Source organism: Variovorax sp. Soil_C_39, from assembly GCF_057656815.1.
In genome coordinates, this window is sequence record NZ_JBDGJQ010000009.1 from 107,976 (window position 1) to 133,076 (window position 25,101).

The window sequence follows — 25,101 nt, forward strand, 5'->3', positions numbered from 1 at the left end:
GGTGCCGACCATGTCCATGTCCTTCCTCCATCGCGGTTTCGCCGCGTCGCTCGTGTGGCTGGCGGCCCTGCTCGGTGGGGCCCCGCTGCATGCGCAGGACTTTCCTTCCAGGCCCATCAAGTTCGTCGTGCCGTTTCCGCCGGGCAGCGGCACCGACACCTCGGCGCGCTACTTCGCACGCAAGCTCACCGAACTCACGGCCCAGCCCGTGGTGGTGGAGAACAAACCCGGCGCCAACGGCTTCATCGCCGTGAAGGCCGTGCTCTCGGCGCCGGCCGACGGCTACACCGTGTTCGTCGGCAGCAACTCCACGCTGGCGGTGAACGTCGCGCTGTTCAGGCAACTGCCCTACGACCCGGTGGCCGACCTTGCGCCGCTCACGATGATGATGCGGTCGCCCGCGCTCGTCGTGGTGCCCGGCAACTCGAGCTACAGGAATTTGTCGGCGCTGATCGAGGGCGCGAAGGCCCGGCCCGGCGTGCTGAACTACGGTGCGGGCTCGGCCGGCTACCAGCTGATGTCCGAACTCTTCAACGACGCGGCCAAGGTCCGCACCACGCATGTGCCGTTCAAGGGTGCGGGCGAGGCGGCGATGGCGGTGGTGTCGGGCACGGTGGACATGGCCTTTGCGGAAATCACCAGCGTGCAGGAACTGACCAAGGCCGGCAAGGTGCAAGCGCTGGCCGTAGCGGCCGACAAGCGCGTGCCCGTGCTGCCAGACGTGCCGACCGCCAGCGAGGCCGGCCTGCCGGGCTTCGCGGCCTACACCTGGGTCGGCGCCATGGTGTCGGCCAAGACGCCCAAGGCCGAGACCGATACGCTCGCGACCCTGCTCACCAAGATCGCGAACCTGCCCGAGACGCGTGCGTTCTACGAGCGCCTCGGTGCCGAGGTCATGCGCGGCGGGCCCGAGGAGATGCGCGCCTTCCAGGCCGCCGAGATCCAGCTGTGGAAGCGCATTGCGGTCAAGGCCAATGTCGAGCAGCAGTAGCAAGGCGCCACCGGTGCCGCCGCAGGCCGCCGCCGGCGCGCTCTCGCACATCCGCGTGCTCGACCTCTCGCGCGTGCTCGCTGGCCCCTGGGCCAGCCAGACGCTGGGCGACCTGGGCGCCGAGGTCATCAAGGTCGAGCGGCCCGGGCGCGGCGACGACACGCGGCTGTGGGGTCCGCCCTTCCTGAAGGACCGCGAGGGCGCCGACACGCGCGACTCGGCCTACTACCTGTGCGCAAACCGCAACAAGAAGTCGGTCGCCATCGACTTCACCACCGCGCCAGGCCAGGCGCTGGTGCGCGAGATGGCCAGGCGCTGCGACGTGGTGATCGAGAACTTCAAGGTCGGCAGCCTCGCGCAGTACGGCCTCGACCACGCGGCGCTGCACGCGATCAATCCGCGGCTGGTCTACTGCTCGATCACCGGCTTCGGCCAGACCGGGCCGTACGCGGAGCGCGCGGGCTACGACTTTCTGATGCAGGGCATGGGCGGCCTCATGAGCATCACCGGCCGTGCGGACGGGGAAGAGGGCGCCGGGCCGATGAAGGTGGGCGTGGCGCTCACCGACATCCTCACCGGGCTCTATGCCAGCACCGCCATCCTGGCGGCGCTGCAGTCGCGCGACCTCACGGGCGTGGGCCAGCACATCGACCTGGCGCTGCTCGACGTGCAGGTGGCCTGCCTCGCCAACCAGGGCATGAACCACCTCTACGGCGGCACGCCGAAGCGCATGGGCAATGCCCATCCCAACACCGTGCCGTACCAGGACTTCCCGACGCAGGACGGCTTCATGATCCTGGCGATCGGCAACGACGGCCAGTTCGGCAGCTTCTGCCGCGCGGTCGGCCGCGCCGAGTGGGTCGACGACGCGCGCTTCAGGACCAACGCCGACCGCATCGCGCACCGCGCCGAGCTCATCGCACTGATGCGCGAACTCACCGTGGCGCGCACCACCGCCGAGTGGATCGCGCTGTTCGAACAGGTGGGCGTGCCCTGCGGCCCCATCAACACCATTGCCGACGTGTTCGCCGATCCGCAGGTGCGCGCGCGCGGCACGCAGATCCGGATGACGCACCCCGTGGCCGGCGAGATACCGCTGGTGGCCAGCCCATTGCGCATGTCGCACACGCCGGTGCAGTACCGCCGTGCGCCGCCGCTGCTGGGCCAGGACACGCACGATGTGCTGGCCGATGTGATGGGCATGGCGCCAGAGGCCATTGCCGATCTGATGAAAGAAGGAGTGATCGGATGAGTGCCCTGACCTCGCTGTCGCTGACGGCCATTCCGCCCGAGGACGAGGCGCTGCGCGCGCCCGTGCGGGCCTTTCTTTCGGAGGCGCTGGCGGGCGTGCCCGCCCGTGTGCGCGCCCGGTCGTGGTCGGGCTACGACAGCGCCTTCAGCCGCGAACTCGGCCGGCGCGGGTGGCTCGGCATCACCTTGCCTGAGGCCTACGGCGGCGGCGGCCGCAGCGCCTTCGCGCGCTACGTGCTGGTGGAGGAGTTCCTCAACTTCGGCGCGCCCGTCGGCTCGCACTGGATCGCCGACCGCCAGAGCGGCCCGCTGATCCTCAAGTACGGCACCGAGGCGCAGCGGCAGTTCTACCTGCCACCCATCTGCCGCGGCGAGTCGTTCTTCTGCATCGGCATGAGCGAGCCCGATGCCGGCTCCGACCTGGCAAGCGTGCGAACCCGCGCGGTGCGCACGGCCGAAGGCGGCTTCACGCTCGACGGCCAGAAGATCTGGACCACCAACGCCCACCACTGCCACTACATGATCGCGCTGGTGCGCACGTCGGGCGATGCGCAGGACCGGCACAAGGGGCTGTCGCAGGTCATCGTCGACCTGCGCCTGCCGGGCGTGACGGTGCGGCCGATCACCGACCTCTCGGGCGACTCGCACTTCTGCGAGGTCTTCTTCGACAACGTGGCGCTCGCACCCGACGCGCTCATCGGCGAGGAGGGCAAGGGCTGGGAGCAGGTGACGGCCGAGCTGGCCTTCGAGCGCAGCGGGCCCGAGCGGCTCTACTCCAGCATCGTGCTGTTCGACGAATGGCTCGCCTTCGTGCGCACCCCCGCCGGCCGCACGTCCGCATCGGTGCGGCTGGCCGGCAAGATCCTCGGCCAGCTCGCGCCGCTGCGCGCGATGTCGATTGCCGTCACCGAGAAGGTGGCGCAGGGCGGCAGCCCGGTCGTCGAGGCGGCGCTCGTGAAGGACCTGGGCACCGGCGTCGAGCAGCTGATTCCGGCCGCCATCGCCGACGACCTGTATGCGCGCGACGGGCAGGACATTCCGCTCGCGCTGCTGCACACGCTCGACTACGTGACGCAAGTGGCGCCCTCGTTCTCGCTGCGTGGCGGCACGCGCGACATCCTGCGCGGCATGATCGCGCGCGGCCTCGGCCTGCGCTGAGCGCAAGAGAAGAAGCAGAAAGAGACGAACCGATGGACGACATCTACATCGACGCCCTGCGCGCCATGCTCACCGATCACTGCAGCCTCGACGCCGTGCGCCATATCGAGGGCGGCGCCTCGGCCGCAGGCCTGTGGCAGGCGATCGAGGCATCGGGCTTTGCCGACACGCTGCTGCCCGAGGAAGAAGGCGGCACCGGGCTCTCGCTGCCCGACGCCTTCGCACTCATCGAACTCTGCGGCGAATTCGTGGTGCCCGTGCCGCTCGCCGAAACCATGGTGGCGCGCGCGCTGCTCGCACGCACCGGGCTGCCGCGGCCTGCGGGCAGCATCGCGTTGGCGCAAGGCCGGGTGCGTGCCGATGGCATGCTGGTGTGCGACCGCGTCATGGGCGGCCGCGTCGCCGACTGGGTGCTCGCCGAGGTCGCCGTGCCCGGCGATGCCGGCCGCACCTGTCGCCTTCTGCCGGTCGATGCCGCCGCGTCGGCGGGCGCCATTTCGGCGCTCGACGCCACGCTCTCGTGGCCCGCGCCGGCTCTCACCGCCGCGCTGTCCGTGCCCGAGGCCTTCGCGCCGGCGGACCTGCGTGTGCTGCAGGCCGGCCTGCTGGCCGCGCAGCTGGCTGGCGCGCTGGGCAGCGTGTTCGCCCGCACGCTGCGGTACGCCAACGAGCGCCAGCAGTTCGGTCGGCCCATCGGCAAGTTCCAGGCCATCCAGCACCAGCTCAGCGTGATCTCGGAGCACGTGTTCGCGGCCCGCATGGCCGCGCAGCTGGGCTGCGGCGGCGACCGGCTGCGCGTGGCGATCGCCAAGGCGCGCACCAGCGAGGCCGCGCTCGAGGTGGCGGCGCTGAGCCATTCGATCCACGGCGCCATCGGCTTCACTGCCGAGTTCGACCTGCAGATGTACACCCGCCGGCTGCACGCCTGGCGCCAGGCCGGCGGGTCCGAGTCTTTCTGGCACGACGTGCTGGGCAGCGAGCTAGTCGACCAGCGGCAGGGCCTGGCGCTCGAACTCGTGCGTGACACCACCGATCCCGTTTGAGAACAAGGACGCCCCCATGACCCGATTCCTGAAGACCGCGCGCGACGGCGCCATCCTCACGCTCACCATGAGCCAGCCCGAGACCCGCAACGCGCTCACCGGCAACACCGCCGTCGAAGAGATCGTCGCGGCGTGCGACGAGATCACGCGCGACCGCGGCATCCGCGTGGTCGTGCTCACCGGCGAAGGCCCCGTGTTCAGCTCGGGCGGCAACGTCAAGGACATGCAGCGCTACGAGAAGGAAGGCCTCTCGCCCGAGGTGATCCGCGAGGAGTACCGCAACGGCATCCAGCGCCTGCCCAAGGCGCTCTACAACCTCGACGTACCGGTCATCGTCGCCGTCAACGGCCCGGCGGTGGGCGCGGGCCTCGACCTCACCTGCATGTGCGACATCCGCATCGCCTCGGAGAAGGCGACCTTCGCCGAGAGCTTCGTGAAGGTCGGCATCGTGCCCGGCGACGGCGGCGCATGGCTGCTGCCGCGCGCGGTGGGCATGTCGAAGGCCTGCGAGATGGCATTCACCGGCGACGCGCTGAGCGCGCAGGAGGCCCTCGCCTGTGGCCTGGTGTCGCGCGTGGTGCCGCACGAGCGGCTGATGGAAGAAAGCCTCGCGCTCGCCGCGCGCATTGCCGCCAACCCCGGCGGCGTGCTGCGCATGACCAAGCGCCTGCTGCGCGAAGGCGAGCGCAGCACGCTCGAGTCGCTGCTCGAGATGTCGGCCGGCTACCAGGCCATCGCCCACATGACGGGCGACCACCGCGAGGCGGTGCGCGCGTTCGTGGAGAAGCGCAAGCCGATGTTCGGCAACGACTGACGGCGTGCCCGCGCCTAGGCGGGCACTGTCGAGCGCTCCGGCGCGGAGAGCGTCTCGATCAGGAGCTTGCCGAGTTCGATGCGCCGTGCCGGCGACATGCGCGGCTTGATGGCCGCGATGGAAATTGCGGCGAACGGCGCGGCCGCGTCGGGGATCACCGCCCCGACGCCGGCCACGCCTTCGGTGACCGTGTCCACGAGCTCGGAGAACCCGGTGCGCCGGGTGCGCGCGATCGCCTTGCTCCTCTGCAGGGGCGTCAAGCCGGCCGCGTCGAACGCGGGGGCGTGCTGCGCCGTGATGCGCGCGATCTCGTCGTCCGGCGCCGAAGCCAGGATGGCCAGGCCCGCCACGCCGATGCCCAGCGGTCGGATATCGCCGACGCGGGTGCTGAAGATCTTGACCGGGAAGGCGCCGTCCTCGCGCGCCAGGCAGACCGTGTAGTCGCCTTGCCGTGCGAGGAGGAACACGGTGTCTTCCGAGATGCGGGCCAGCCGCTGCAGCACCGGCTGGTACGAAGCGACCAGCGGCGCGCGCTTGAGCGACGCGAATCCGAGCCGCATCGCCTCGAGGCCCAGCCGGTAGCGGCGCGTGGCCGGATCGCGCTCTGCGAACTGTTCCTCGACCAGGCAGGTCAGCAGCCGGTGCGCCGTCGAGCGCTCGAGCGACGTGAGCGCGACCACGTCGTTGACCACCAGTCCCTCTTCGTGGTGCGCGCCGAGCACGCGCAGAACGGCAAGCGAGCGGCGCATGTTCTGTGCCCCCGGGGTTTCCATAGGTTTGCTCATGATGTGGGAAAAGTTGCAGGTCCTGATCGCGATGTGAGCATAACGCGCCGAGCATCGGCGTCCACAACGTCAGGAACCCTTCATGAGCGAACCCCTTCTTCTGATCGAGCAGGCCGGCGCCGTCCGCCGCATCTGGCTCAATCGGCCGCAGGCCCGCAACGCGCAAAGCCAGCAGATGCTCGACCAGCTCGACGCGGCCTTCGAAGACGCACGCCGCGACACCGAAACCCGGGTCGTCGTACTCGCCGCCAAGGGCGCGCATTTCTCCGCCGGGCATGACCTGAAGCAGGCCGAGGCGGAGCGCGCGCAGTTCACGGTGGAAGAACGCTGGGCCTACGAGGAGCAGCATTACTTCGGCTACTGCATGCGCATCTGGGACTTTCCGAAGCCCACCATCGCACAGGTGCAGGGCGCCTGCGTGGCCGCGGGTTTCATGGTGGCCAACATGTGCGACCTGGTGGTGGCCTCGGAAGACGCCTTCTTCTCCGATCCGGTGACGCACACCATGGGCGCGGCGGCCACCGAGGTGCTGATCCATCCCTGGGTGATGGGACTGCGCAGGGCGAAGGAGTTCCTGTTCACGGGCGAGCGGCTCTCGGCCGCCGATGCAAAGGAGATCGGCATGGTCAACCGCATCGCGCCGAACGACCGGCTGGACGCGGAGACGATGGCGCTCGCGCAGCGCATCGCCGCCGCACCGCCGTTCGCGCTGCGCGTGCTGAAGAAGTCGCTGAACCGCTCGGTCGATGTGCAGGGCATGCGCCAGGCGCTTTCGTCGCACTTCGACGTGCACCAGCTCAGCCACGTGAGCGAGGAGTACCGGCGCACCAAGGAGGCAGGGCTTTCGAACGCGATCCAGAAGGGGACCACCAAGTGAGCGCACGCCAGATGCAGCCCGGCGCCCACCGGCTCGACGCACTGCTGCAGCCGCGATCGATCGCCTTGGTGGGTGCCAGCAACAACCCCGCCCGCATCGGCGGCATGCCGCTCGACCTGCTGCGCCACTTCGGCTATGCCGGCCAGGTGTTCCCCATCAATCCGAAGTACGAGGAAGTGTTCGGCTACACCTGCTACCCCGACATCGAATCGTTGCCGCAAGCCCCCGATCTGGTGGTGCTTGCCATCGGCGCCGAAGACGTCACGGCCATGCTCGAGCGCTGCCACGCGAAGGGCGCGCGGGCGGCCATCGTCTACGCCGCGGGCTTTGCCGAAGCGGGCGGCAGCGGCGCGGCACTGCAGGCCGAATTCGAAAGTTTCGTGGCACGCACGGGCATGGTGGTGGCCGGCCCCAACTGCATGGGCTTCGCCAACTTGAACCTGCAGGCCCACACCGCATTCGCCTCGGTCTTTCGCAACGTGCCGCCGCAGAGCGATCCGGGCCGCGTGAGCGTGCTGACGCAGAGCGGCAACGTCTGCTCGGCGGTGTTCGCACTCATCCGCCGGCTCGGCGTGCCGGTGTCGCACTTCATCAACACCGGCAACGAGGCGACGCTAGAGTTCTCGGAGTACCTGGCGTACCTGGCCGAGGATGTGCACACCGACTGCGTGATCGGCTACGTAGAGCAACTGCGCAACGGCCCGCGCTTCGTCGACGCCGCGCTGCGCTTCGCGGCGCAAGGCAAACCGCTGGTGATCTACAAGGCCGGCGAGACCGACAAGGGCTCCGAGGCGGTGCGCTCGCACACCTCCGCGCTGGCAGGCAACCTGGCGCTGTACGGCGCGGCCTTCGAGCAGCTCAACGTGATCCGGGGCACCGACTTCGCGCAGATGGCCGATCTCGCGTACCTCAGCGGCTTTCGGGCCCGAGAGGGCGGCAAGCGGGTGGCCATCGTGACGATGTCGGGTGCGCTCGGCGCGATCCTCGCCGACAAGTTCATCGGCGCCGGGCTCGACGTGCCGACCTTGCCCCCGGCGCTGCAGAAGGCACTGCGCGAAGGCATCCCCGACTACGGCATGGTGTCCAACCCGGTCGATGTCACGGGCAACGTGGTCAACAACCCCGCGTTCGTGCAGACGATCCTTGCCGAGCTGGCGAAGAGCGATGCCGTCGATGCGGTGGTCGTCTACGCGCCGGGGTACATGCTCGACCGCATGGCCGACGCGCTGATCGATGCCAGCGCGCGCCATCGCCGCCTGTTCGTCGCCATCGACACCGGCGCCGCGACCTCGCGCGAGCGTCTTGCGGCCGGCGGCGTGCCGGTGTTCGACGATCTCGGCCGCGCGACCCAGGCCCTGGCGCCGTTCCTGCTGTGGCAATCGCGTCGCGACGCCGCGGCGCGCTGGGCGGCCCTGCGCGCGTCTGCGCCCCGCCACGACGCGGCCGGCATGCTGCCCGCCCGGCTCAACGAGCACGAGACGGTGCAGCTGCTGGCGCACCATGGCGTGCCCACGCTGCCCGGGCGGGCCTGCGCCGACGCGGACGCGGCGCTCGATGCGGCCCGCGCGCTGGGCTGGCCCGTGGCGCTGAAGGTGCTCAGCGCCGACATCGCGCACAAGACGGAGGCCGACGCGGTGCGGCTGAACCTCCGCGACGAGGCGGCGCTTCGCGCGGCCTGCGCGCAAGTGCTGGCGAACGCACGCCGGCACCATCCGGACGCCGCCATAGACGGCGTGCTGGTGCAGCCGATGGCGGCGGGCGGTGTGGCGGAACTGATCGCCGGCGTCACGCACGACCCGGTGTTCGGGCCGGCGCTCACCGTCGGGCTCGGCGGTGTGCTGACCGAGCTGTACCGCGATGCGAGCCACCGTCTGTTGCCGGTCGACGCCGCCATGGTCGGCGAGATGCTGCGCGCACTGAAGACCTGGCCGCTGCTCGACGGCTTTCGCGGGCGGCCATTGGCCGACGTCGAGGCCGCAAGCGCGGGCATTGCCGCGCTGTGCGATGCCGCCCAGGCGCTGGGCGCGCAGGTCCAGGCGCTCGAGATCAACCCGTTGCAGGTGCGTGCCGCAGGCCAGGGCGCCGTCGCGCTCGATGCGCTGGTGCTGGCGGCTCCGCCCCGCTGAGATTCACAACAGGAGACGACGATGAAGAGACGGAACGTGACGAAGGCCGTGGCGGCAATGTGCATGGCCGGCGCAGCGGCGCTGCTGGTGCCGCTGGCGGCGCATGCCCAGGGCTATCCGGACAAGCCGGTGCGGCTGGTGCTTCCTTTCCCGCCCGGCGGGGTGACCGACATCCTGGCGCGCGCGCTGGCGGAAAAGCTGTCGCCGCGCCTGGGCCAACCGGTGATCGTGGAGAACAAGCCCGGCGCGGGAACGGTGCTCGCGTCGGACCATGTGGCGCGCGCGCCTGCCGACGGGTACACGCTGCTGCTGGCAGCGTCGTCGCTCGGCACCGCACCGATGCTGTACGAGAAGGTCGCCTACGACCCGGTGAAGAGCTTCGCCCCGGTGACGCAGGTCGCGTCGGTGGTCCATGTGCTCGAAGTCAACAAGAGCCTGCCGATGAACTCGGTGGCCGAGCTGATCGCCTATGCGAAGAAGAACCCCGGCAAGCTCAACTACGCGTCCACCGGCACCGGCACCTCGACGCACCTGGAAGGGGAGCTGTTCAAGAGCATGGCCGGCATCGACATCGTGCATGTGCCGTACAAGGGCAGCGGTCCGGCGCTGACCGACCTGGTCGGCGGCCAGGTCACGGTCATGTTCGACGCTCTCGGCTCGTCGAGGCCCTTCATCAACGATGGCAAGCTGCGCGCGCTGGCAGTGACCACGGCCGTGCGCTCACCCTCGATTCCCGAGCTGCCGACGGTCGCCGAGTCCGGGCTGCCGGGCTACGAAGCGATGCCCTGGCTGGGCCTGGTGGCACCGGCCGGAACACCCCGGCCGGTGGTCGACCGGCTGCACCGCGAGATCATCGAGATCCTGAAGGACCCGGAACTTCGCGAGCGCTTCAAGGGGTGGGGCCTGGACATCATCGGCAATTCGCCCGCCGAGTTCGAGGCCTTCCTGCGCCGCGACATCGAACAGTGGCAGCGTGTCATCTCCAGCGCGAAGATCAAGGCGAACTGATGGCGTGGATCCGCAACACGGGGGCGTGCGCATGAGGCTCGCGCTCACCGAAGAGCAGGCCATGCTCCAGTCGAGCGCACTGGCGTGGCTGGCCGACCACTACGACTTCCGGCAGCGCGAAGCCGGCGTGCACCGCGACGGTGGCGCGCCCGGCGCCTGGCGGGCGTTCGCGGACATGGGCTGGCTCGGCCTGCCGTTGCCGGATGCCGCCGGCGGCGTCGACCTCGGACCGCTGGAGGTCGGCCTGCTGATGCAGGCGTTCGGCCGTCACCTCGTGGTCGAGCCGTGGCACGCGTCGGTGCTGCAGGCCGGGCGCATGCTGGCGCTGGCCGGCACGCCCGCGCAGCAAGCGCAATGGCTGGGCGCCGCCGCCAGCGGCGATGCGCGCCTGGCCCTGGCCCACACCGAGCCCGGCGACCGGCTGCCATGGGGCCCGCGCACGACGACGGCGCGCCGCACCGCGGGCGGCTGGCAGCTGAGCGGCTGCAAGCGTCAGGTGCTTTCGGCACCGGGTGCCACGCGCTGGCTGGTGACGGCCAGCGCCGGCGAGGAAGCGGCGGTTTTCCTGGTCGACCCTGCCGCGCAGGGCGTCGCGATGGACGCGTACGACACCACGGCGGGTGGCCGCGCCGCCGACATCGCGTTCGACGCGGTCGCAGCCGAACGGGTCGGGGGCGAAGAGGCCTCGGACGCCGCCGGCCGGATCCACCGCGTGCTGGCCGAAGGCATCGTGGCGCTCGGGTGGGAGGCCACGGGCGCCATGCAGGCGGCACTGGACCGAACGGCCGAATACACGCAACAGCGGCGGCAGTTCGGCCAGTCGCTCTCGCAGTTCCAGGTGGTGCAGCACCGCCTGGCCGAGATGGCCGTTCATTGCGCCGAGGCGCAGGCCGCCTGCGAACTCGCGTCCATGCGCCTCGCGTCGAGCACGGACGCCGGCATCGAACAGGCGGCGCTCGTCAAGGCCAAGGTCGTTCGCGCGGCGCGCTACGTTGCGCAGGAGGCAGTGCAGCTGCATGGCGCGATGGGCGTGTGCGAAGCGTTGCCGATCGCGGCGACCTTCCGGCTGCTGCTGGCGTTCGGCCAGCAGGACGGCGATGCCGCATCGCACGCACTTCATCTTGGCAAGTCGCTCATCGACAACGGCGCCTTCGCGCAAAGCCAGGCGCTCCCAGAGTGCCGTCCATTGGCAACGGAAGCCAGCCCATGAACCTCGACCTCGACCCCGCCGAGCAGGCGTTTCGCGACGAAGTGCGCGACTTTCTCGCGCAGCACCTGACGGCAGCCATGCGCGAAGGGCAGGGCGTCACGACCTCGATGTATCCGGCGCCCGAGATCTCCACGCCCTGGCAGGAGGCACTGCAAGCCAAGGGCTGGCTCGTGCCGCTGTGGCCCAAGGCCTGGGGCGGCACCGGCTGGAGCGCGCTCCAGCGCTTTATCTTCGAGACCGAGTGCGCCCTGGCGGGCGCGCCGCTGGTGCATCCCATGGGCGTGCGGCTGGTGGGGCCGGTACTGCTGCGCTACGGCACCGAGGCGCAGAAGCAGCGCTACCTGCCCCGCATCCTTTCGAGCGAGGACTACTGGTGCCAGGGCTTCTCCGAACCGAATGCCGGCTCCGACCTGGCCTCGCTGAACCTGCAGGCGCGCAGCGACGGCAGCGACTACGTGCTAGACGGCACCAAGATCTGGACCAGCTACGCCCACCGCGCCAACCGGATGTTCGCGCTGGTGCGCACCGGCAACGAGGGAAAGAAGCAGCAGGGCATCAGCTTTCTGCTGGTCGACATGGCGCTGCCGGGCATCAGCGTGCGACCCATCGAGACCATCGGCGGCGACCACGAGGTCAACGAGGTCCACTTCGATGGCGTTCGCGTGCCGAAGGCCGACCGCGTCGGCGAGGAGAACGCAGGATGGGAATGCGCCAAGTATCTGCTCGAGTTCGAACGCGGCGCGGGCATCTTCAGCCCCCGGCTGCGCGCGCAGCTCAAGCGCGTCGCGCAGGTGCTTCAGGCCCCGGGCACGGCCGGCGACGCGCTGCTGCGCCGGTTCGGCGAAGTGGCATCGGACCTCGACACCTTCGAATGGCTGGAGCTGCGCACGATGGGCGCCATCGAACCCGGGGCGAGCCCCGGGCCGGTCTCCTCGATCCTGAAGCTTCGGGCCAGCCGCCTGAAGCAGGCGATCGGTGAACTGGGTGTGGAGGCGCTGGGCAGCGAGAGCCTGCGCTGGCGCAGCGACCCGCCGGACCAGCGGGCCGCCACGGCAACGTTGGTGCCCGAGTACTGCAACAGCAGGGCATTCACCATCTTCGGCGGCGCCGCCGAGGTGCAGTTGGGCTTGATCGCCCGCACCGTGCTGGGCTGAGCCGGTTCCCGGCGCCGGAGGGCCGGCGGAGGACCGCTCACTCGCTCGGTCCAGTCGTGCAGGTCGGCCCAGCGGCCGTCGCGTGCCAGCGCTTCGAGCGCTTCGAGCGCCTCGGGCGCGGCACCGGCAAGGGCCGCGATCCACAACAGCAGCAACAGCGAGGCCATGACCCGCGGCGTTCGCTTGACAAGGGCAGGGGCGCCCTCGATACTCAACCACAAGGTTTAGTAATTGAAGGAGCATCCCCATGGAAGACACCGGACCCGCCACGAAGCACATCGGCAGCTGCCATTGCGGCCAAGTGAAGTTCGAGGTGGAGGGCGCGATCGATTCGGCGCTGTCGTGCAATTGCTCGATGTGTCAGCGCAGGGGTTCGCTGCTGTGGTTCGTGCCGCGGAGCGCCTTGCGCCTGCTGACCCCCGACGAGAACGCCGGCACCTACCTGTTCAACAAGCATGCGATCCGGCATCGCTTCTGCCGCGCCTGCGGCATCCACCCCTACGGCGAGGGCAGGTCGCCCGCGGGCGGCGAAATGGCGGCCATCAACATCCGCTGCATCGAGGGCATCGACCTGCAGGCGGTGCCGGTCACGCTGCACGACGGCCGCTCGGCCTGAGCTAAAGGTACGGACGAACCACGCGTGCGATGTTCTGCAGGTTGCCGAACTCTGCGTCGCTCAAGGGCTGCTCCTCGACATCGAAGTGACAGAGCGTGCCGAACACCTTGTCGTCCTCGTCAGGGATCGGCACCCCGTGGTACGCCACCATCACGCCCTTGTAGGGATGGCCGTCGAGCCTGTCGTCACCGGCGGAATCGGCGGTGAGGAACACACCGTCCCTGAGCACGAACTGGCAGAAGCTTGCGGCCAGCGGCACTTCAGCGAGGAACTCCGGGCGCATCTGCTGCGCCTTGTCGACCAGCGCCACGTTGCGCAGCACGGCGCCCTCGAGCCGGTAGATCGCGGTGTAGCGATGGAGCACGCGCCGGTTCAGCGCTTCCAGTGCCGCGTCGAGCCCGTCGGCCGCGCACGCCGCGAGGAACTCACCGACCGCTTCGCTCGGAGGCGCGTCGGCCGCCGCGCCAAGGCGCTGCAGGGGGTGGGGTGGGTCGGGCTGATCGGATGTCATGGGAAGAACGCCGCATCGTACCCGTTTGCCTTGCAGGCCATGCGCGTCTTGGCGCCGCAGCACAAGCTGCTCAAAGCTGGGCCGCGGCGGTGCTGCCGGGAGCGCCAGGCAGCCGCAGCGTGTCCACATGCGCGCCAGCGGGGCAAGGGCCGTCGGAATAGCTCGCCCCGTGGGGGCCGGCGCACTTGTGAACTTCGATGACAGCGGCCGGGGCCGTTCTCACGGTGCTGCGCACAGGCGTGCTGTGCGAAGCGGGCGTGGCCAGCGATGCGGGATACGCATGGCGTGTGACGCGGGCCGCCTCGGGCAGCGAGACCGCGTCGGCTGTCTCGAGCGTGCGCGGCGGCGTGGGTTTGTGGACTTCGATGATCGACGGCGGCAGGCGCGGCACGCGGGCGACGCTCTCGCGCACGATGTCCGTCAGCGTCGCATAGAACACATACATGGCCACGAGCACCACGGCCCCGCCGATCGCCAGGCACCAACGCAGTTGGGCGCCCTCGGCGCCGCGCAAGGTCAGCGCCGTGGCCATCCGAGCCCCCCGGACTGCATGACGCCTGCGAGCTTGGCGATGCCGCCCGAGCCGCTGGCGGCCCGCGCGATCAGCGCACCACCAGCCGCACCGGCCACGATGCGCGTGAGGAACGAGCGGCTGCGGCCCGCGGCCAGCAACAACAGCACGCCGGCACCGAGCACCGCAAGATGTTCACCCGGATAGTCGGCGCGGCTGGCATCGACACGCCTGAATTTTTCGATCGTCTGCTGCAGCGTCATCGCCCGAGCTCCTTCTTCGTTCTGTTGTCTGTTGGCTTGTGGACTTTGTACGCAGCCGGACCGCGCGGGTTTGTAGGCGCGCGCGATGCGCACCTGAGGAGGGCGCCTCGTTCGCAACGAGGACGAGGCCGCATCGGCACCGCGCTACCGGAGAGATCGTCGTGCAGGAATTCGCCTACAGAAAAATGCGCACTCGGGCTTTTCATGGAGGCGCAGGACATGCCCGCGCCCGGCTACGATCGATGCCGTGAAACGGCCCGCCGGGCCTGCAGCGGTTGCTTCCTTTCTTGCAGCCTCGGGTTTCACGCACACATAGAACGACAGAGGAACTCATGAAGAACGACCACCAGGTGCTGCTGGCCCTCCTGAGCGAGGAAGAGCAGGGCATCGTCGCGGGCTGGCTCGACGAAGCCGGCCTGAGCGATCCCGCGGTTCGCCGCAATACGCAGGCCGAGGCAAGCGAGATCGTGCGCCGGCTGCACGAGGGACTGCAGGCCGATGCCGACCCCGCGCGCTTCGACGCGCCCGCCTGGGCGCCGCTGCGCGACGCGCTCGCGGAACTGTCGAGGTCGCGCGCGGCCAAGGGCCAGTCGGCGGGCGACACAAGCATGTTCGTGCTGGCGCTCAAGAAGCCGCTGTTCGAAGCGGTCCAGCGTCGTCTGGCTGCCGAACCGGGCGCAATGGGCACCGCCCTGTGGGCGCTGTCGACGGCCGTCGACCGGCTGGCGCAGCACACGGTCGCGACCTTCCAGATCGCACGCGAGGACATCATCCGCCGCCAGCAGGAGGAACTGCTCGAACTGTCGACCCCGGTCGTCAAGCTATGGGAGGGCGTGCTGGCGGTGCCGATGATCGGCGTGCTCGACAGCGGACGCACGCAGATGGTCATGGAAGCCCTGCTGCAGAAGATCGTGGAGACCGGCTCCTCACTCGCGATCATCGACATCACCGGCGTGCCGACGGTCGATACGCTGGTGGCGCAGCACCTGCTGAAGACGGTCACGGCCATCCGCCTCATGGGCGCGGACTGCATCATCAGCGGCATCCGTCCGCAGATCGCCCAGACCATCGTGCACCTGGGCATCGACCTGCAGGGCGTGCGCACCAAGGCCACGCTGGCCGACGCGCTTGCGCTCGCGCTGCAGCAGGCCGGCTGGCGCATCTCGCGCGAGGGCTGAAGCACCCACGATGGACCGCATACCCATTCTTCGCATGGGCGACACCCTGCTGGTGACCATCCAGGTCGACATGCAGGACCAGACCGCCCTCATGCTGCAGGACGACCTGGCCAACCGCATCGCCGCCACCGGAGCGTCGGGCGTCATGATCGACATCTCGGCGCTCGAGATCGTCGATTCGTTCGTGGGGCGCATGCTCACGAGCATCTCCGGCATCGCGCGCATCCTCTCGGCCACCACCGTCGTGGTGGGCATGCAGCCGGCGGTGGCGATCACGCTGGTCGAGCTCGGCCTGTCGCTCGACGGCGTGAAGACGGCGCTCGATGTCGAGCGCGGCATGGAACTCCTGCGGCGCGCCCGGCGGGAGAACGCGATTGGCCGTTGAACACACCGGCAGCCTGCCACTGCGGGACGAGCAGAACATCGTTGCAAGCCGGCAGATGGTCCGCGCGCTGTGCCAGGAGCTCAAGCTCTCGCTCGTCGACCAGACCAAGATGGTCACCGCCGCCAGCGAGCTCTCGCGCAACACACTGATCCACGGCGGCGGGGGACGCATGCGCTGGGAGTTCGCCGAGCGCAACGGACGCCGCGGAATCACGCTCCACTTCGAGGACGAAGGCCCGGGCATCCCCGACATCGCACTCGCACTCACCGATGGCTGGACCAGTGGCACCGGCATGGGCCTGGGGCTGCCGGGCAGCAAGCGGCTGGTGAACGATTTCGACATCTCGTCGACGCCCGGCGCAGGGACGCGCGTGAGCATCACCAAGTGGAAATAGCCGGCGTGGACTCGGGCTGGACCCACCGGGCGTTCTCGATCGACGACGCGAGCCGCGTGGGCGAGGTACGCCGCCATGCGGCGCGCGCTGCGTCGGACATGGGCTGGGGCGAAGTCGATACGGGCCGGCTCGCGCTGGTGGTGACCGAGCTCGGCACGAACCTGCACCGCCATGCGAAGGGCGGCCGCCTGCTGGTGGCGCAACGCACGGCATGGCGCGAAGTCGAGATCGTTGCCATCGACGAGGGGCCGGGCATTCCCGATGTGGCGCTCGCGATGCAGGACGGCCATTCCTCCGCCAGCACGCCCGGCACCGGCCTGGGCGCGGTGCGCCGGCTGGCCGACGATTTCGACATCCATTCCACCTTGCCCGATGGCACGGTGGCCGTGGCGCGCGTGCGCGAGACGAAGCCCGCCCATGAAGGGCCTGCGCCCGGCACGCAATGGGCGGCTGCGCCCGTAGAGATCGGCGCAATCTGCCTGCCGGCGCCGCACGAGACCGAGTGCGGCGATGGCTGGGCTTTCGCATTTCATGGCGACGAGGCCTCGCTGCTCGTCGCCGACGGGCTGGGCCACGGACCGGAGGCGGCCAAGGCCGCTCGCGCGGCACTCGGCGCCTTTGCACGGGCGCCGCACGACGATCTGCGCGAGATCTTGAAACGCGTGCATTCAGAGCTGCGCACCACACGCGGCGCGGCCGTGTGCGCGCTGCGCGTCGACACGGCGGCCGCGGCCGTGCGCTACAGCGGCGCGGGCAACATCGTGGGCCGCGTGCTGTCCGGGGTGTTCGACAAGTCGCTCGTCACGCAGCACGGCACTGCCGGCCTGCAGATCCGCAATCCCGAGACCACCGCGCTCGAGCTGCCGCCGCATGCACTGGTGGTGCTGCACAGCGACGGCATCGACACGCGATGGACGCCCGAACGCATCCGGCCGCTGCTGCAGCGCGACCCCACGCTGGTGGCTGCTGTGCTGCTGCGCGACCACACCCGGCACCGCGACGATGCGACTGTCGTGGTCATCCGCCGAAAGGAATAGCAGATGAACCCGCCCGCAGCGACGACCGACCTGGAAGCCGCACTGGCCGAGACCCAGCGCGAGATGGAGGCCTTGCGCGCCGAACTCGAGGAAACCAACCGCGGCGTGGTGGCGCTGTATGCCGAGCTCGAGGCCCAGGCCGAGCAGCTCAGGAAGGCGACCGAACTCAAAAGCCGATTCCTGGCCTACATGAGCCATGAGTTCCGCACGCCGATCGGCGCCATTCGCAGCATCGCGCGGCTCCTCAGCGACCAGATGGACGGCCCGCTCACGCCCGAACAGCAAAAGCAGGTCGGCTTCGTCAGCACCACCGCGGCCGAACTCGCCGAGATGGTCGACGACCTGCTCGACCTGGCCAAGATCGAGGCGGGCCGGGTCGACATCTCGCCGGCATGGTTCGAGATGGTCGACCTGTTCTCGGCGCTGCGCGGCATGTTTCGGCCCGTGCTGCACAACCCCGAGACTGCGCTGATCTTCGAGGAGCCGCACGGACTGCCGAAGCTCTATACCGACGACCGCAAGCTCTCGCAGATCCTGCGCAACTTCATCTCCAACGCGCTCAAGTTCACGCCGCACGGCGAGGTGCGTGTCACCGCGACGCCCGCCGGCGAAGACGCCGTGAAGTTCTCGGTGGCCGATACCGGCATCGGCATTGCGCCCGAGCACCACGCGGCGGTGTTCGACGATTTTGCGCAGGTCGATTCGCCGGTGCAGAAGCGGCTGCGAGGTACCGGGCTCGGGCTCTCGCTGAGCCGGCAGCTCGCCGGGCTGCTCGGCGGGCACGTCGAAGTGCAGAGCGAGCTCGGCAAGGGGTCGGTGTTCTCCGTGACGTTGCCAGTCCTGTTGCCGCGGCAAGCGCCCGGTCCATCGGATTGACCATGGCACCAGAGCCCCTGATCAACATCACGATAGACCGATCGCGCCATACGGTGCTGGTGGTCGACGACAACCCCGCCACGCGCTACGCCACGGCCCGCGTGGTCCGGGCGGGCGGGTTCCAGACGCTCGAGGCGAGCACCGGCGGTGAGGCGCTGGCGCTCGCCACGCGCCAGATCTCGGCGGTGGTGCTCGATGTGCACCTGCCCGACTTCAGCGGCTTTGAGGTTTGCCGCGAGCTGCGCTTCAGGCCCGCGACCGCGACGCTGCCGGTGGTGCACCTGTCGGCGACCTTCGTGCGCAACGAGGACAAGGTCGCGGGCCTCGATGCCGGTGCCGACGCGTACCTCGTGCACCCCGTCGAGCCGCCGGTGCTGGTGGCGACGTTGCAGGCGCTGATCCGCGCGCGCATGGCCGAGGAGAAACAGCGCGACAGCGAGGCACGTTTTCGCGCGATCTACGACCATGCGCCCACGGGCATGGCGCTGATCGACAACGAAGGCCGGTTCGCCGACGTGAATCCGGCCATGGTGGCGATGCTCGCGCGGTCGCGCGGGGCATTGATCGGGCACACCATCAGCGCCTTCGCGCCGGCCGATTGGGCGGGCGTCGTGGCGCAGCAGACCGCGGGCGCGCAGCCGGCCGCATCGTCGTGGAAAAGCGAGTTTCCGCTGCTGCGGCACGACGGCTCGTGGGTGCGGCTCGAATGGACCATGTCGGCGCACATCGAGCCGGGCTTGCGCGTGGGGATCGCGCTCGACGTATCCGAGCGCTTCGAGCTCGAAGCCCAGCGCCGCGAAGTGCTGGAGCGCGAACAGGCCGCACGCGCTGCCGCCGAGCGGCTGAGCCGCACCAAGGACGATTTCGTGGCGGTGCTCTCCCACGAGCTGCGCAATCCGCTGAACACCATCGGCGGCTGGGTTCATGTGCTGAAGGCCGGCAACCGCACGCCCGAGCAGATGGAAAAAGGACTCAACGCCATCGACCGCAGCGTGAAGGCGCAGACGCGGTTGATCGCAGACATCCTCGACGTGTCGCGCATCAGCTCGGGCAAGCTGCGCCTGCACCAGGAATGGATCGAGCCGCGCTCGCTGGTGAGCGCGGCCATCGATGCGCTGGCCGCACCCGCTGCCGCCAAGCAGTTGAAGATCGTCTTCGACCAGGGCAGGGCGGACCCGCCCGCCTGGCTCGATGCCACGCGCTTCCAGCAAATCGCCTGGAACCTGTTGTCGAACGCCATCAAGTTCTCGACCGAGGGCGGCCAGATAGAGATCCAGATGGACCGCGAGGGCGACACCCTGACCTTGAGCGTGCGCGACCACGGCCGCGGCATCCATCGCGACTTTCTGGCTCACCTGTTCGACCGCTTCACGCAGAGCGATTCACCCGACAACCGCTTCCACGGCGGACTCGGACTCGGCTTGTCGATCGTGAAGAACCTGGCCGAACTGCATGGCGGCAGCGTGTCGGCGCATAGCGAAGGCGAGGGCCGAGGCGCGACCCTGCGCGTGGTGCTGGGCGTGGTGCCTTCGGGCGCCGCACCGGCCGTGCCGCGCCAGTCCGCCGACGCACACCCGGGTGCTTCGTCCGTTCGCGTGCTGGCGGGCCTCGATGTGCTCGTGGTAGAGGACAACGCCGACGCGAGCGAGATCATGGCGGTCGTGCTGTCCGATGCCGGCGCCACGGTGCGCCTCGGCGTCGACCACGACTCGGCGCTGGAACTCTTCGATGAGAAGTGGCCCGACGTGCTGATCAGCGACATCGGTCTGCCGGGGCGCGACGGCTACGAGCTGATCCGCGAGGTGCGGCAGCGTGAGCGCGCCATGGGCCGGCCCCGGCTCTACTGCGTGGCGCACACGGCATTCACCCGGCCACAGGACCATGTGAAGGCGACCGAGGCGGGCTTCGATGCTCACCTGGGCAAGCCGCTGCAGCCCCATGCGCTGGTTTCCCTCATCAGCGCTCGAACGAAGACTCGCGCCGACTGAGCGAGGACCGCGCGCGATGCCGCGTTCAGTCGCTCTGCTTTGCATCGGCATCGGGGTCGGTCTTGAACAGCCCGCGGACGTTGAGCGCGGCCAGGCAGACCTGAAGGGCGATCAGCGCCATGGCCGAGGTGTGAATGCCCCAGACCGTCCACAGCACGTTGCTCAGCAGGAAGACCCAGAAACCGAGGTTGCGGCGGCGCTCGTGGCGCGAAGCCACCAGCCAGGCGGCGGCAACCGAAGCAACGAAGGCGGGCCACTGCACAAGATCGAGCGCGCCGTTCATGGGCGGGCTCCTGCCTGGGTAGGGGAGGGGATGACTGGCCGTGAAGAAGAAAAAAATCTCATGCTGGGCGACGGTATGCTGCACGCTGAAGGGTCGCGTGCCTCGTGCGCGCGGTGCGTCAGGCGAGGGAGTTCGCCGCTGTAGGCCGGCGACACGCCGGGGCTTCCGCGCCGCTGACGCGGTGCAGCGCCTCCTGCCCACGTGACCCAGGGCCGCCCTCGCTAGGATCGAGCGGGCATATGAAGAACAACTTCGTTTCGGAGGACCGGGGGACATGACGCTGCAACTGACCGAAGTCAGGAACACCCTGGTCTGGTACACCTCGCCTGACGGGTCCGTCGCCACGCTGAACCCGTTGTGGCAGGCCTTCACGGGCCAGACCTACGACGACTACGCGGGTTGGGGCTGGCTCGATGCGATCCACCCCGACGACCGCGCGACGGTGCGGGCACTGTGGGACGAGGCGGCCGCGTCGGCGCAGCCGATGACGCTGCAATACCGCCTTCACCGCAGCGACGGCGAGTACCGCCACGTGGTCGCGCAGGGCGCGCCCGTCGTCGACGACGGCAAGGTCACGCAGTGGGTCGGGTTCGTCATCGACGTGACCGAGAGCATGCAGGCCCAAGCCGCACGCCGCGTGAGCGAGGAACGCCTGCGCATCCTCGACGAGATCGGCCAGGCCACGCGCCACCTGCAGGACGGCGATGCCGTCATGGCCGTGACCGCGCGCATCCTCGGGCAGGCGCTCGGTGCCACGCGCTGCGCCTATGCCGATGTCGACAGCGACAGCGACCGCTTCACGATCCGCAGCGACTGGGCCGTAGACGGCGTGCCCAGCAGCGCCGGTGTCTACTCGCTCGACCTGTTCGGCCCGCAGGCCACTTCCAACCTGCGGCAGGGCCGCCACCTGGTGGTGAACGACGTGGACGCGGAACTCGGCGACGACGGCGGCGCGCGCATGTTCAATGCGATCGGCATCAAGGCCATCATCTGCGCGGGGCTGGTGAAGGAAGGCCGGCTGGTGGCGATGATGGCGCTGCACCAGGCACAGCCGCGCCGCTGGACGAAAGACGAGGTGACGGTCGTCTCGGAGGTGGTCGACCGCTGCTGGGCACACATCGAACGGGTGCGCGACGCCGCCATGCTCAAGGAGCAGGATGTGCGCAAGGACGAGTTCATCGCCACGCTGGCCCATGAGCTTCGCAACCCGCTGGCCCCGATCAAGTACGCGGTGGCCATTGCCGCGCGCCAGAACCCGTCGCCCGCGCTGGCCGACAAGCTCGCGGTGATCGACCGCCAGGTGAGCGTGATGGCCAGGCTGATCGACGACCTGCTCGACGTCTCGCGGATCAACCGCGGGCTGATCGAACTCCAGTGCGAGGACGCGCAACTCGACGGCATGGTGGCGCGCGCGCTCGAGGCCACCGAGGCCCTGCTGAGCGCGCAGGCTCACCAGGTGGAAGTGCGGGTGCCGGCGGGCATCACCGTCCATGTAGACCCCACGCGGCTGGTGCAGGTGGTCGGCAACCTGCTCACCAACGCGGCCAAGTACACGCCCAAGGGCGGACGCATCGACGTCGAGGCGGCCGTCGCCGACGGCAAGGTCGTGCTCTCGGTGCGCGACACGGGCATGGGCATCTCGCAAACCGACCAGGGCCGCCTCTTCACGATGTTCACCCAGTTGGCGCACACCAAGTCGCGCGCGCAGGGCGGGCTCGGACTGGGGCTCGCCCTCGTGAAGAACCTGATGGAGATGCATGGGGGCGCCGCGTGGGTCGGCAGCCCCGGCGTCGGCCAGGGAAGCACGTTCTCCATCGAGCTTCCACTCAGCGAGACGCCGATGCTTGCCGCAGACGTCGACGGCGCGGCCGCCGCGCCCGGCACTGCCGCTCACCTCGCCGGCGAGCAGGTGCGCGCCCAGGCACGGGTGCTCGTGGTGGAAGACAACGACGACGGGCGCGAGACCTTGATCGAACTGCTGCGCGATCTGGGCTACGAGGTGCAGGGTGTCGCCAGCGGACCGGACGCCGTGCACCAGGCAGCGCGGCATGTGCCGCACCTGGTGCTGCTCGACCTCGGCCTGCCGGGCATGGACGGCGTCGAGGTGGCAAGGGAACTGCGCCGCCAGTACCCGCCGCAGCAGATGGCGATCGTCGCGCTGACCGGATGGGGCGCCAAGCACGACCGGGCCCGCACCGAGGCTGCGGGTTTCGACGAGCACCTGACCAAGCCGATCCAGCCGTCGGTGCTGGCGCAGGCGGTGCGGCGGGGGGTGGAACGGGTCTCAGCGCGCGGCGATCAGCACGAACGCAATTCGCGCCGGGGCGCCTGATCTGTTTGCCCACGCGTGCCGTGTGCCCCGCTGGATCAGGACGTCACCTGCCCGAAGCACGGTTTCCTCGTCGTCCAGGATCGCGACGAGTTCCCCCTGGAGCATGAGCGCGTAGTCGATGGTGTCGGTGCGGTGCATGCCTGGATGCTCTCCAGGTTTCACAGCACGGTGCGCATCGTTGTACATGTTCGAGAAGGTGGCCTCCAGCGCGCGTTGCAATTCCTGTGGATCTTCTGGTTCGGGCGGGATGTCGATGATGCGCAGGACGGTGCCGTTCGCCGGCGGTGACACGCCCCGATGCGCCGCGATCGCGTCAGCTTCCGCAATGGGAGAGGGAGCCGCCGCGGTGCACCACAGGTTGGTCACCCGATAGCCCGGCCGTTCGGCGACGGTCCGCACGGCGGGGGAGGGCCCATCCTCAACGATGCGCGAACGACCATTGGCGTCGTCGCCGGTGACCACACGGCGAATCGGGAGGAATGCGTCGCCCATCATTGCGCCACCGCTCCGGTGCGACGGAATGCCTCGCCCTGCTTGCGAAACTGTTCGTTCACCGTGCGTTCCCATTGGGCCCGCGTCTGGTAGGCGACCACCTGATTGCTGCGGGCTGCCGCCTCGCGGACCGCATCGGAGGCAGTTGCCTTCGCACACGCCTTGTCGAGCGTCTGGAGCACCGGTTCGGGCACGCCGCGCGGCACGAAAAGACCTGCGAACGACTCCTCGAGCACCTGCATCCCGAGTTCCTTGAAAGTCGGCACATCCGGGAAGCCGGGATGCCTGCGGGCCGCGCTCACGGCCAGCAGGCGCAGCTTGCCGGCCTGGATCTGCGGCGCCGCTGAAGCGGCGATGCTGCTCACGAAGTCGAGCCGGCCGGCCAGAAGCTCCTGGATCGAAGCGGCATCGCCCTTGAAGGGAACGTGGACCATCTGGAGCTTCTGGTCCCGCGTGAGTTGGTCGATCGCGAGAAAGGGTGCCGAGTTGGGGCCCGGCGACCCATAGTTGAGCGTTTGCGTTTTCGCGGCTGCGACCAGATCCCCAATCGTCTTGAAGGGACTGTCACTGCGCACCGAAACGCCAAGGATGTTCTCGGTCACGCCGCACAAAGGTTGAACAGTGTCTGGCCGAAGCTTGAGATTCTTGACGTAGTGCGGCTGCACCGTGACGGGGGTCATCGGCGTGAACGCAAGCGTCAGTCCATCGGCGGGTGCCTGCGACAGTGCGGTCATGCCGATCACGCCAGAGCCGCCCTCGCGCGAGGTAACCACAACGCCTTGACCCAACTGCTTCTGGAACTGATCGGCCAGTGTGCGAGCCATCAGATCGGTGGAACTGCCGGCCGCCCAGGGATTGATGATGGTCAGCGGGCGGGCAGGGAATCCGTCCTGGGCCCAGGCGATGCCCTGTAGCGCGACGACGGTGGCCGCAAGCAGGATCTTTTTCATGTATTGGAGTCTCCGGAGGCACGACAGGAATGTCGCGGCGCATCATAGTTCAGTCAGTCGACTGAATCAATCAACCGACTGAATCCGGCGTCTATGATCGCCTTCGATGACAAGCAAACTCGACAAGGGAATTCCCACGCGCGAGCGAATCCTGCTGGCGTCCGAGCGGCTGTTCGCCCGCAACGGCTACGCAGGCACGTCGCTGCGTTCCATCATGAGCGAGGCCGGCGTCGACACCGGATCGATTCATTACCACTTCCGCACCAAACAAAGCCTGCTCGAGGCGTTGTTGTCCATGAGGCTGGCCGAGATGAATGCACAGCGCCATGTCTTGCTGGATGGGTGCGAACCAACGGCTCCAAACGAAATACCCGATCTGGAAGCGGTACTGCGTGCGTTCTTCGCGCCTGCGATGCGCTTCGCGCGTTCAGCCGACGGGGCCGACTTCAACCGAGTCTCGGCGCTCTGCTCGGTCGATCCTGACCCGGGGGTGCGCAAGATCGTCTTCGCCGCCTACGATGAAGTCGCGCAACGCTTCACCTCGTTGCTGCGACGCGCGTTGCCCGCTCTCTCAGAGACGGAGTTCCACCTGCGACTCGAATGCATGTTCGGCAGCATGATGTACTTGCGTGCCGACAACGGGAGAGTGAGCTATCTGCTCGGCAAGGGCCAGGAGAGCCCCTCCGTCGAAGCGGTGCTCGACCAATTGGTCTCGTTCACGGCGGCGGGATTTTGCGCGGGCTCGACTCCGTTGCGATGACCGCGCCTCGCATGCCCTGGTGAGCGCGATTCGCGCGACATTGGCATTGGGGACCTATACGCTCGAGGAACACAATGTGTGTTATGTTAAACACAAGCCAGGCATTTC

General features: G+C 69.0%; 26 protein-coding genes. 19 read left to right on the plus strand and 7 right to left on the minus strand.

What is annotated here, in order from left to right; translation table 11 throughout:
• Positions 1 to 10 precede the first annotated feature (10 nt).
• From AC3A6J_RS21380 to AC3A6J_RS21400, 5 genes are read left to right on the plus strand one after another with little or no spacing between them, the layout of a single operon-like run.
• Positions 11 to 991 (plus strand): Bug family tripartite tricarboxylate transporter substrate binding protein, encoded by a 981-nt coding sequence (locus AC3A6J_RS21380; protein ID WP_487862000.1) that lies wholly within the window; start codon positions 11 to 13, stop codon positions 989 to 991.
• Positions 975 to 2,243, plus strand: a complete 1,269-nt coding sequence (locus AC3A6J_RS21385; protein ID WP_487862001.1) for a CaiB/BaiF CoA transferase family protein — start codon at positions 975 to 977, stop codon at positions 2,241 to 2,243. Before AC3A6J_RS21380 ends, AC3A6J_RS21385 begins: the two co-directional genes overlap by 17 nt.
• Positions 2,240 to 3,400, plus strand: coding sequence for an acyl-CoA dehydrogenase family protein (locus AC3A6J_RS21390; RefSeq protein ID WP_487862002.1), 1,161 nt, complete (start codon positions 2,240 to 2,242; stop codon positions 3,398 to 3,400). The genes AC3A6J_RS21385 and AC3A6J_RS21390 overlap by 4 nt, the downstream gene beginning before the upstream one ends.
• Positions 3,401 to 3,432: 32 nt before the next feature.
• A complete protein-coding gene (locus tag AC3A6J_RS21395; protein ID WP_487862003.1) occupies positions 3,433 to 4,443 on the plus strand; it encodes an acyl-CoA dehydrogenase family protein in 1,011 nt (336 codons plus the stop codon).
• A 16-nt stretch (positions 4,444 to 4,459) separates the two neighbouring features.
• Complete coding sequence (locus AC3A6J_RS21400) at positions 4,460 to 5,257, plus strand: crotonase/enoyl-CoA hydratase family protein (protein WP_487862004.1); 798 nt, start codon at positions 4,460 to 4,462, stop codon at positions 5,255 to 5,257.
• 14 nt (positions 5,258 to 5,271) lie between these two features.
• Here AC3A6J_RS21400 and AC3A6J_RS21405 read toward each other — a convergent pair whose 3' ends face one another.
• Positions 5,272 to 6,042, minus strand: a complete 771-nt coding sequence (locus AC3A6J_RS21405; protein WP_487862005.1) for an IclR family transcriptional regulator — start codon at positions 6,040 to 6,042, stop codon at positions 5,272 to 5,274.
• Positions 6,043 to 6,124: 82 nt separating this feature from the next.
• On the opposite strand from AC3A6J_RS21405, the gene AC3A6J_RS21410 reads away from it, so the two are divergent.
• The 6 genes from AC3A6J_RS21410 (at position 6,125) to AC3A6J_RS21435 (ending at position 13,033) form a co-directional block, all read left to right on the plus strand.
• A complete protein-coding gene (locus AC3A6J_RS21410; protein ID WP_487862006.1) occupies positions 6,125 to 6,919 on the plus strand; it encodes an enoyl-CoA hydratase in 795 nt (264 codons plus the stop codon).
• 11 nt (positions 6,920 to 6,930) lie between these two features.
• Positions 6,931 to 9,045 carry an acetate--CoA ligase family protein gene (locus AC3A6J_RS21415; RefSeq protein ID WP_487862113.1) on the plus strand — a complete coding sequence of 705 codons (2,115 nt, stop codon included), beginning with the start codon at positions 6,931 to 6,933 and terminating at the stop codon, positions 9,043 to 9,045.
• 21 nt (positions 9,046 to 9,066) lie between these two features.
• The gene (locus tag AC3A6J_RS21420) at positions 9,067 to 10,053 is read left to right on the plus strand and encodes a tripartite tricarboxylate transporter substrate binding protein (protein WP_487862007.1); all 987 of its coding nucleotides are present in this window, start codon (positions 9,067 to 9,069) and stop codon (positions 10,051 to 10,053) included.
• A 4-nt stretch (positions 10,054 to 10,057) separates the two neighbouring features.
• Positions 10,058 to 11,263, plus strand: coding sequence for an acyl-CoA dehydrogenase family protein (locus tag AC3A6J_RS21425; RefSeq protein ID WP_487862008.1), 1,206 nt, complete (start codon positions 10,058 to 10,060; stop codon positions 11,261 to 11,263).
• Positions 11,260 to 12,417 (plus strand): acyl-CoA dehydrogenase family protein, encoded by a 1,158-nt coding sequence (locus tag AC3A6J_RS21430; RefSeq protein ID WP_487862009.1) that lies wholly within the window; start codon positions 11,260 to 11,262, stop codon positions 12,415 to 12,417. The genes AC3A6J_RS21425 and AC3A6J_RS21430 overlap by 4 nt, the downstream gene beginning before the upstream one ends.
• A 247-nt stretch (positions 12,418 to 12,664) precedes the next feature.
• On the plus strand, positions 12,665 to 13,033 hold the full coding sequence (locus AC3A6J_RS21435) for a GFA family protein (RefSeq protein ID WP_487862010.1): 369 nt from the start codon (positions 12,665 to 12,667) through the stop codon (positions 13,031 to 13,033).
• A gap of 1 nt (position 13,034) precedes the next feature.
• Here AC3A6J_RS21435 and AC3A6J_RS21440 read toward each other — a convergent pair whose 3' ends face one another.
• From AC3A6J_RS21440 to AC3A6J_RS21450, 3 genes are all read right to left on the minus strand, one after another.
• Positions 13,035 to 13,544, minus strand: coding sequence for a guanylate cyclase (locus tag AC3A6J_RS21440; protein ID WP_487862011.1), 510 nt, complete (start codon positions 13,542 to 13,544; stop codon positions 13,035 to 13,037).
• 70 nt (positions 13,545 to 13,614) lie between these two features.
• Entirely contained in the window at positions 13,615 to 14,076 is a 462-nt protein-coding gene (locus AC3A6J_RS21445; RefSeq protein WP_487862012.1) for a hypothetical protein, read from the minus strand.
• Entirely contained in the window at positions 14,061 to 14,318 is a 258-nt protein-coding gene (locus tag AC3A6J_RS21450; protein WP_487862013.1) for a hypothetical protein, read from the minus strand. The genes AC3A6J_RS21445 and AC3A6J_RS21450 overlap by 16 nt, the downstream gene beginning before the upstream one ends.
• Positions 14,319 to 14,650: 332 nt before the next feature.
• On the opposite strand from AC3A6J_RS21450, the gene AC3A6J_RS21455 reads away from it, so the two are divergent.
• The 6 genes from AC3A6J_RS21455 to AC3A6J_RS21480 are packed head-to-tail and all read left to right on the plus strand — an operon-like array spanning position 14,651 to position 20,176.
• Complete coding sequence (locus AC3A6J_RS21455) at positions 14,651 to 15,496, plus strand: STAS domain-containing protein (RefSeq protein WP_487862014.1); 846 nt, start codon at positions 14,651 to 14,653, stop codon at positions 15,494 to 15,496.
• Between the two features lie 10 nt (positions 15,497 to 15,506).
• Complete coding sequence (locus AC3A6J_RS21460) at positions 15,507 to 15,881, plus strand: STAS domain-containing protein (RefSeq protein WP_487862015.1); 375 nt, start codon at positions 15,507 to 15,509, stop codon at positions 15,879 to 15,881.
• Complete coding sequence (locus tag AC3A6J_RS21465; protein ID WP_487862016.1) at positions 15,871 to 16,275, plus strand: anti-sigma regulatory factor; 405 nt, start codon at positions 15,871 to 15,873, stop codon at positions 16,273 to 16,275. Before AC3A6J_RS21460 ends, AC3A6J_RS21465 begins: the two co-directional genes overlap by 11 nt.
• Complete coding sequence (locus AC3A6J_RS21470) at positions 16,266 to 17,312, plus strand: ATP-binding protein (protein WP_487862017.1); 1,047 nt, start codon at positions 16,266 to 16,268, stop codon at positions 17,310 to 17,312. Before AC3A6J_RS21465 ends, AC3A6J_RS21470 begins: the two co-directional genes overlap by 10 nt.
• A 3-nt stretch (positions 17,313 to 17,315) precedes the next feature.
• Positions 17,316 to 18,188, plus strand: coding sequence for a sensor histidine kinase (locus tag AC3A6J_RS21475; RefSeq protein ID WP_487862018.1), 873 nt, complete (start codon positions 17,316 to 17,318; stop codon positions 18,186 to 18,188).
• A gap of 2 nt (positions 18,189 to 18,190) precedes the next feature.
• Complete coding sequence (locus AC3A6J_RS21480; RefSeq protein WP_487862019.1) at positions 18,191 to 20,176, plus strand: hybrid sensor histidine kinase/response regulator; 1,986 nt, start codon at positions 18,191 to 18,193, stop codon at positions 20,174 to 20,176.
• 25 nt (positions 20,177 to 20,201) lie between these two features.
• On the opposite strand, the gene AC3A6J_RS21485 is transcribed toward AC3A6J_RS21480, so the two are convergent.
• A complete protein-coding gene (locus AC3A6J_RS21485) occupies positions 20,202 to 20,459 on the minus strand; it encodes a hypothetical protein (protein WP_487862020.1) in 258 nt (85 codons plus the stop codon).
• Positions 20,460 to 20,733: 274 nt separating this feature from the next.
• Between AC3A6J_RS21485 and AC3A6J_RS21490 the strand changes: the two genes are divergently transcribed.
• The gene (locus AC3A6J_RS21490; RefSeq protein WP_487862021.1) at positions 20,734 to 22,791 is read left to right on the plus strand and encodes a hybrid sensor histidine kinase/response regulator; all 2,058 of its coding nucleotides are present in this window, start codon (positions 20,734 to 20,736) and stop codon (positions 22,789 to 22,791) included.
• Here AC3A6J_RS21490 and AC3A6J_RS21495 read toward each other — a convergent pair.
• Entirely contained in the window at positions 22,744 to 23,286 is a 543-nt protein-coding gene (locus AC3A6J_RS21495) for a cupin domain-containing protein (RefSeq protein ID WP_487862022.1), read from the minus strand. The genes AC3A6J_RS21490 and AC3A6J_RS21495 overlap by 48 nt on opposite strands.
• Entirely contained in the window at positions 23,283 to 24,233 is a 951-nt protein-coding gene (locus AC3A6J_RS21500; RefSeq protein WP_487862023.1) for a tripartite tricarboxylate transporter substrate binding protein, read from the minus strand. Before AC3A6J_RS21500 ends, AC3A6J_RS21495 begins: the two co-directional genes overlap by 4 nt.
• 106 nt (positions 24,234 to 24,339) lie before the next feature.
• On the opposite strand from AC3A6J_RS21500, the gene AC3A6J_RS21505 reads away from it, so the two are divergent.
• Positions 24,340 to 24,993, plus strand: coding sequence for a TetR/AcrR family transcriptional regulator (locus tag AC3A6J_RS21505; protein ID WP_487862024.1), 654 nt, complete (start codon positions 24,340 to 24,342; stop codon positions 24,991 to 24,993).
• Positions 24,994 to 25,101 lie beyond the last annotated feature (108 nt).

Bases quoted from the DNA above. Each gene is read 5' to 3' on its own strand.
- AC3A6J_RS21445 (WP_487862012.1), bottom strand. From the start codon at position 14,076: ATGGCCACGGCGCTGACCTTGCGCGGCGCCGAGGGCGCCCAACTGCGT.
- AC3A6J_RS21420 (WP_487862007.1), top strand. From the start codon at position 9,067: ATGAAGAGACGGAACGTGACGAAGGCCGTGGCGGCAATGTGCATGGCC.
- AC3A6J_RS21415 (WP_487862113.1), top strand. From the start codon at position 6,931: ATGCAGCCCGGCGCCCACCGGCTCGACGCACTGCTGCAGCCGCGATCG.
- AC3A6J_RS21410 (WP_487862006.1), top strand. From the start codon at position 6,125: ATGAGCGAACCCCTTCTTCTGATCGAGCAGGCCGGCGCCGTCCGCCGC.
- AC3A6J_RS21435 (WP_487862010.1), top strand. From the start codon at position 12,665: ATGGAAGACACCGGACCCGCCACGAAGCACATCGGCAGCTGCCATTGC.
- AC3A6J_RS21430 (WP_487862009.1), top strand. From the start codon at position 11,260: ATGAACCTCGACCTCGACCCCGCCGAGCAGGCGTTTCGCGACGAAGTG.
- AC3A6J_RS21400 (WP_487862004.1), top strand. From the start codon at position 4,460: ATGACCCGATTCCTGAAGACCGCGCGCGACGGCGCCATCCTCACGCTC.
- AC3A6J_RS21495 (WP_487862022.1), bottom strand. From the start codon at position 23,286: ATGATGGGCGACGCATTCCTCCCGATTCGCCGTGTGGTCACCGGCGAC.
- AC3A6J_RS21490 (WP_487862021.1), top strand. From the start codon at position 20,734: ATGACGCTGCAACTGACCGAAGTCAGGAACACCCTGGTCTGGTACACC.
- AC3A6J_RS21500 (WP_487862023.1), bottom strand. From the start codon at position 24,233: ATGAAAAAGATCCTGCTTGCGGCCACCGTCGTCGCGCTACAGGGCATC.
- AC3A6J_RS21390 (WP_487862002.1), top strand. From the start codon at position 2,240: ATGAGTGCCCTGACCTCGCTGTCGCTGACGGCCATTCCGCCCGAGGAC.
- AC3A6J_RS21485 (WP_487862020.1), bottom strand. From the start codon at position 20,459: ATGAACGGCGCGCTCGATCTTGTGCAGTGGCCCGCCTTCGTTGCTTCG.
- AC3A6J_RS21380 (WP_487862000.1), top strand. From the start codon at position 11: ATGTCCATGTCCTTCCTCCATCGCGGTTTCGCCGCGTCGCTCGTGTGG.
- AC3A6J_RS21385 (WP_487862001.1), top strand. From the start codon at position 975: ATGTCGAGCAGCAGTAGCAAGGCGCCACCGGTGCCGCCGCAGGCCGCC.
- AC3A6J_RS21480 (WP_487862019.1), top strand. From the start codon at position 18,191: ATGGCACCAGAGCCCCTGATCAACATCACGATAGACCGATCGCGCCAT.
- AC3A6J_RS21395 (WP_487862003.1), top strand. From the start codon at position 3,433: ATGGACGACATCTACATCGACGCCCTGCGCGCCATGCTCACCGATCAC.
- AC3A6J_RS21405 (WP_487862005.1), bottom strand. From the start codon at position 6,042: ATGAGCAAACCTATGGAAACCCCGGGGGCACAGAACATGCGCCGCTCG.
- AC3A6J_RS21450 (WP_487862013.1), bottom strand. From the start codon at position 14,318: ATGACGCTGCAGCAGACGATCGAAAAATTCAGGCGTGTCGATGCCAGC.
- AC3A6J_RS21505 (WP_487862024.1), top strand. From the start codon at position 24,340: ATGACAAGCAAACTCGACAAGGGAATTCCCACGCGCGAGCGAATCCTG.
- AC3A6J_RS21440 (WP_487862011.1), bottom strand. From the start codon at position 13,544: ATGACATCCGATCAGCCCGACCCACCCCACCCCCTGCAGCGCCTTGGC.
- AC3A6J_RS21455 (WP_487862014.1), top strand. From the start codon at position 14,651: ATGAAGAACGACCACCAGGTGCTGCTGGCCCTCCTGAGCGAGGAAGAG.
- AC3A6J_RS21475 (WP_487862018.1), top strand. From the start codon at position 17,316: ATGAACCCGCCCGCAGCGACGACCGACCTGGAAGCCGCACTGGCCGAG.
- AC3A6J_RS21460 (WP_487862015.1), top strand. From the start codon at position 15,507: ATGGACCGCATACCCATTCTTCGCATGGGCGACACCCTGCTGGTGACC.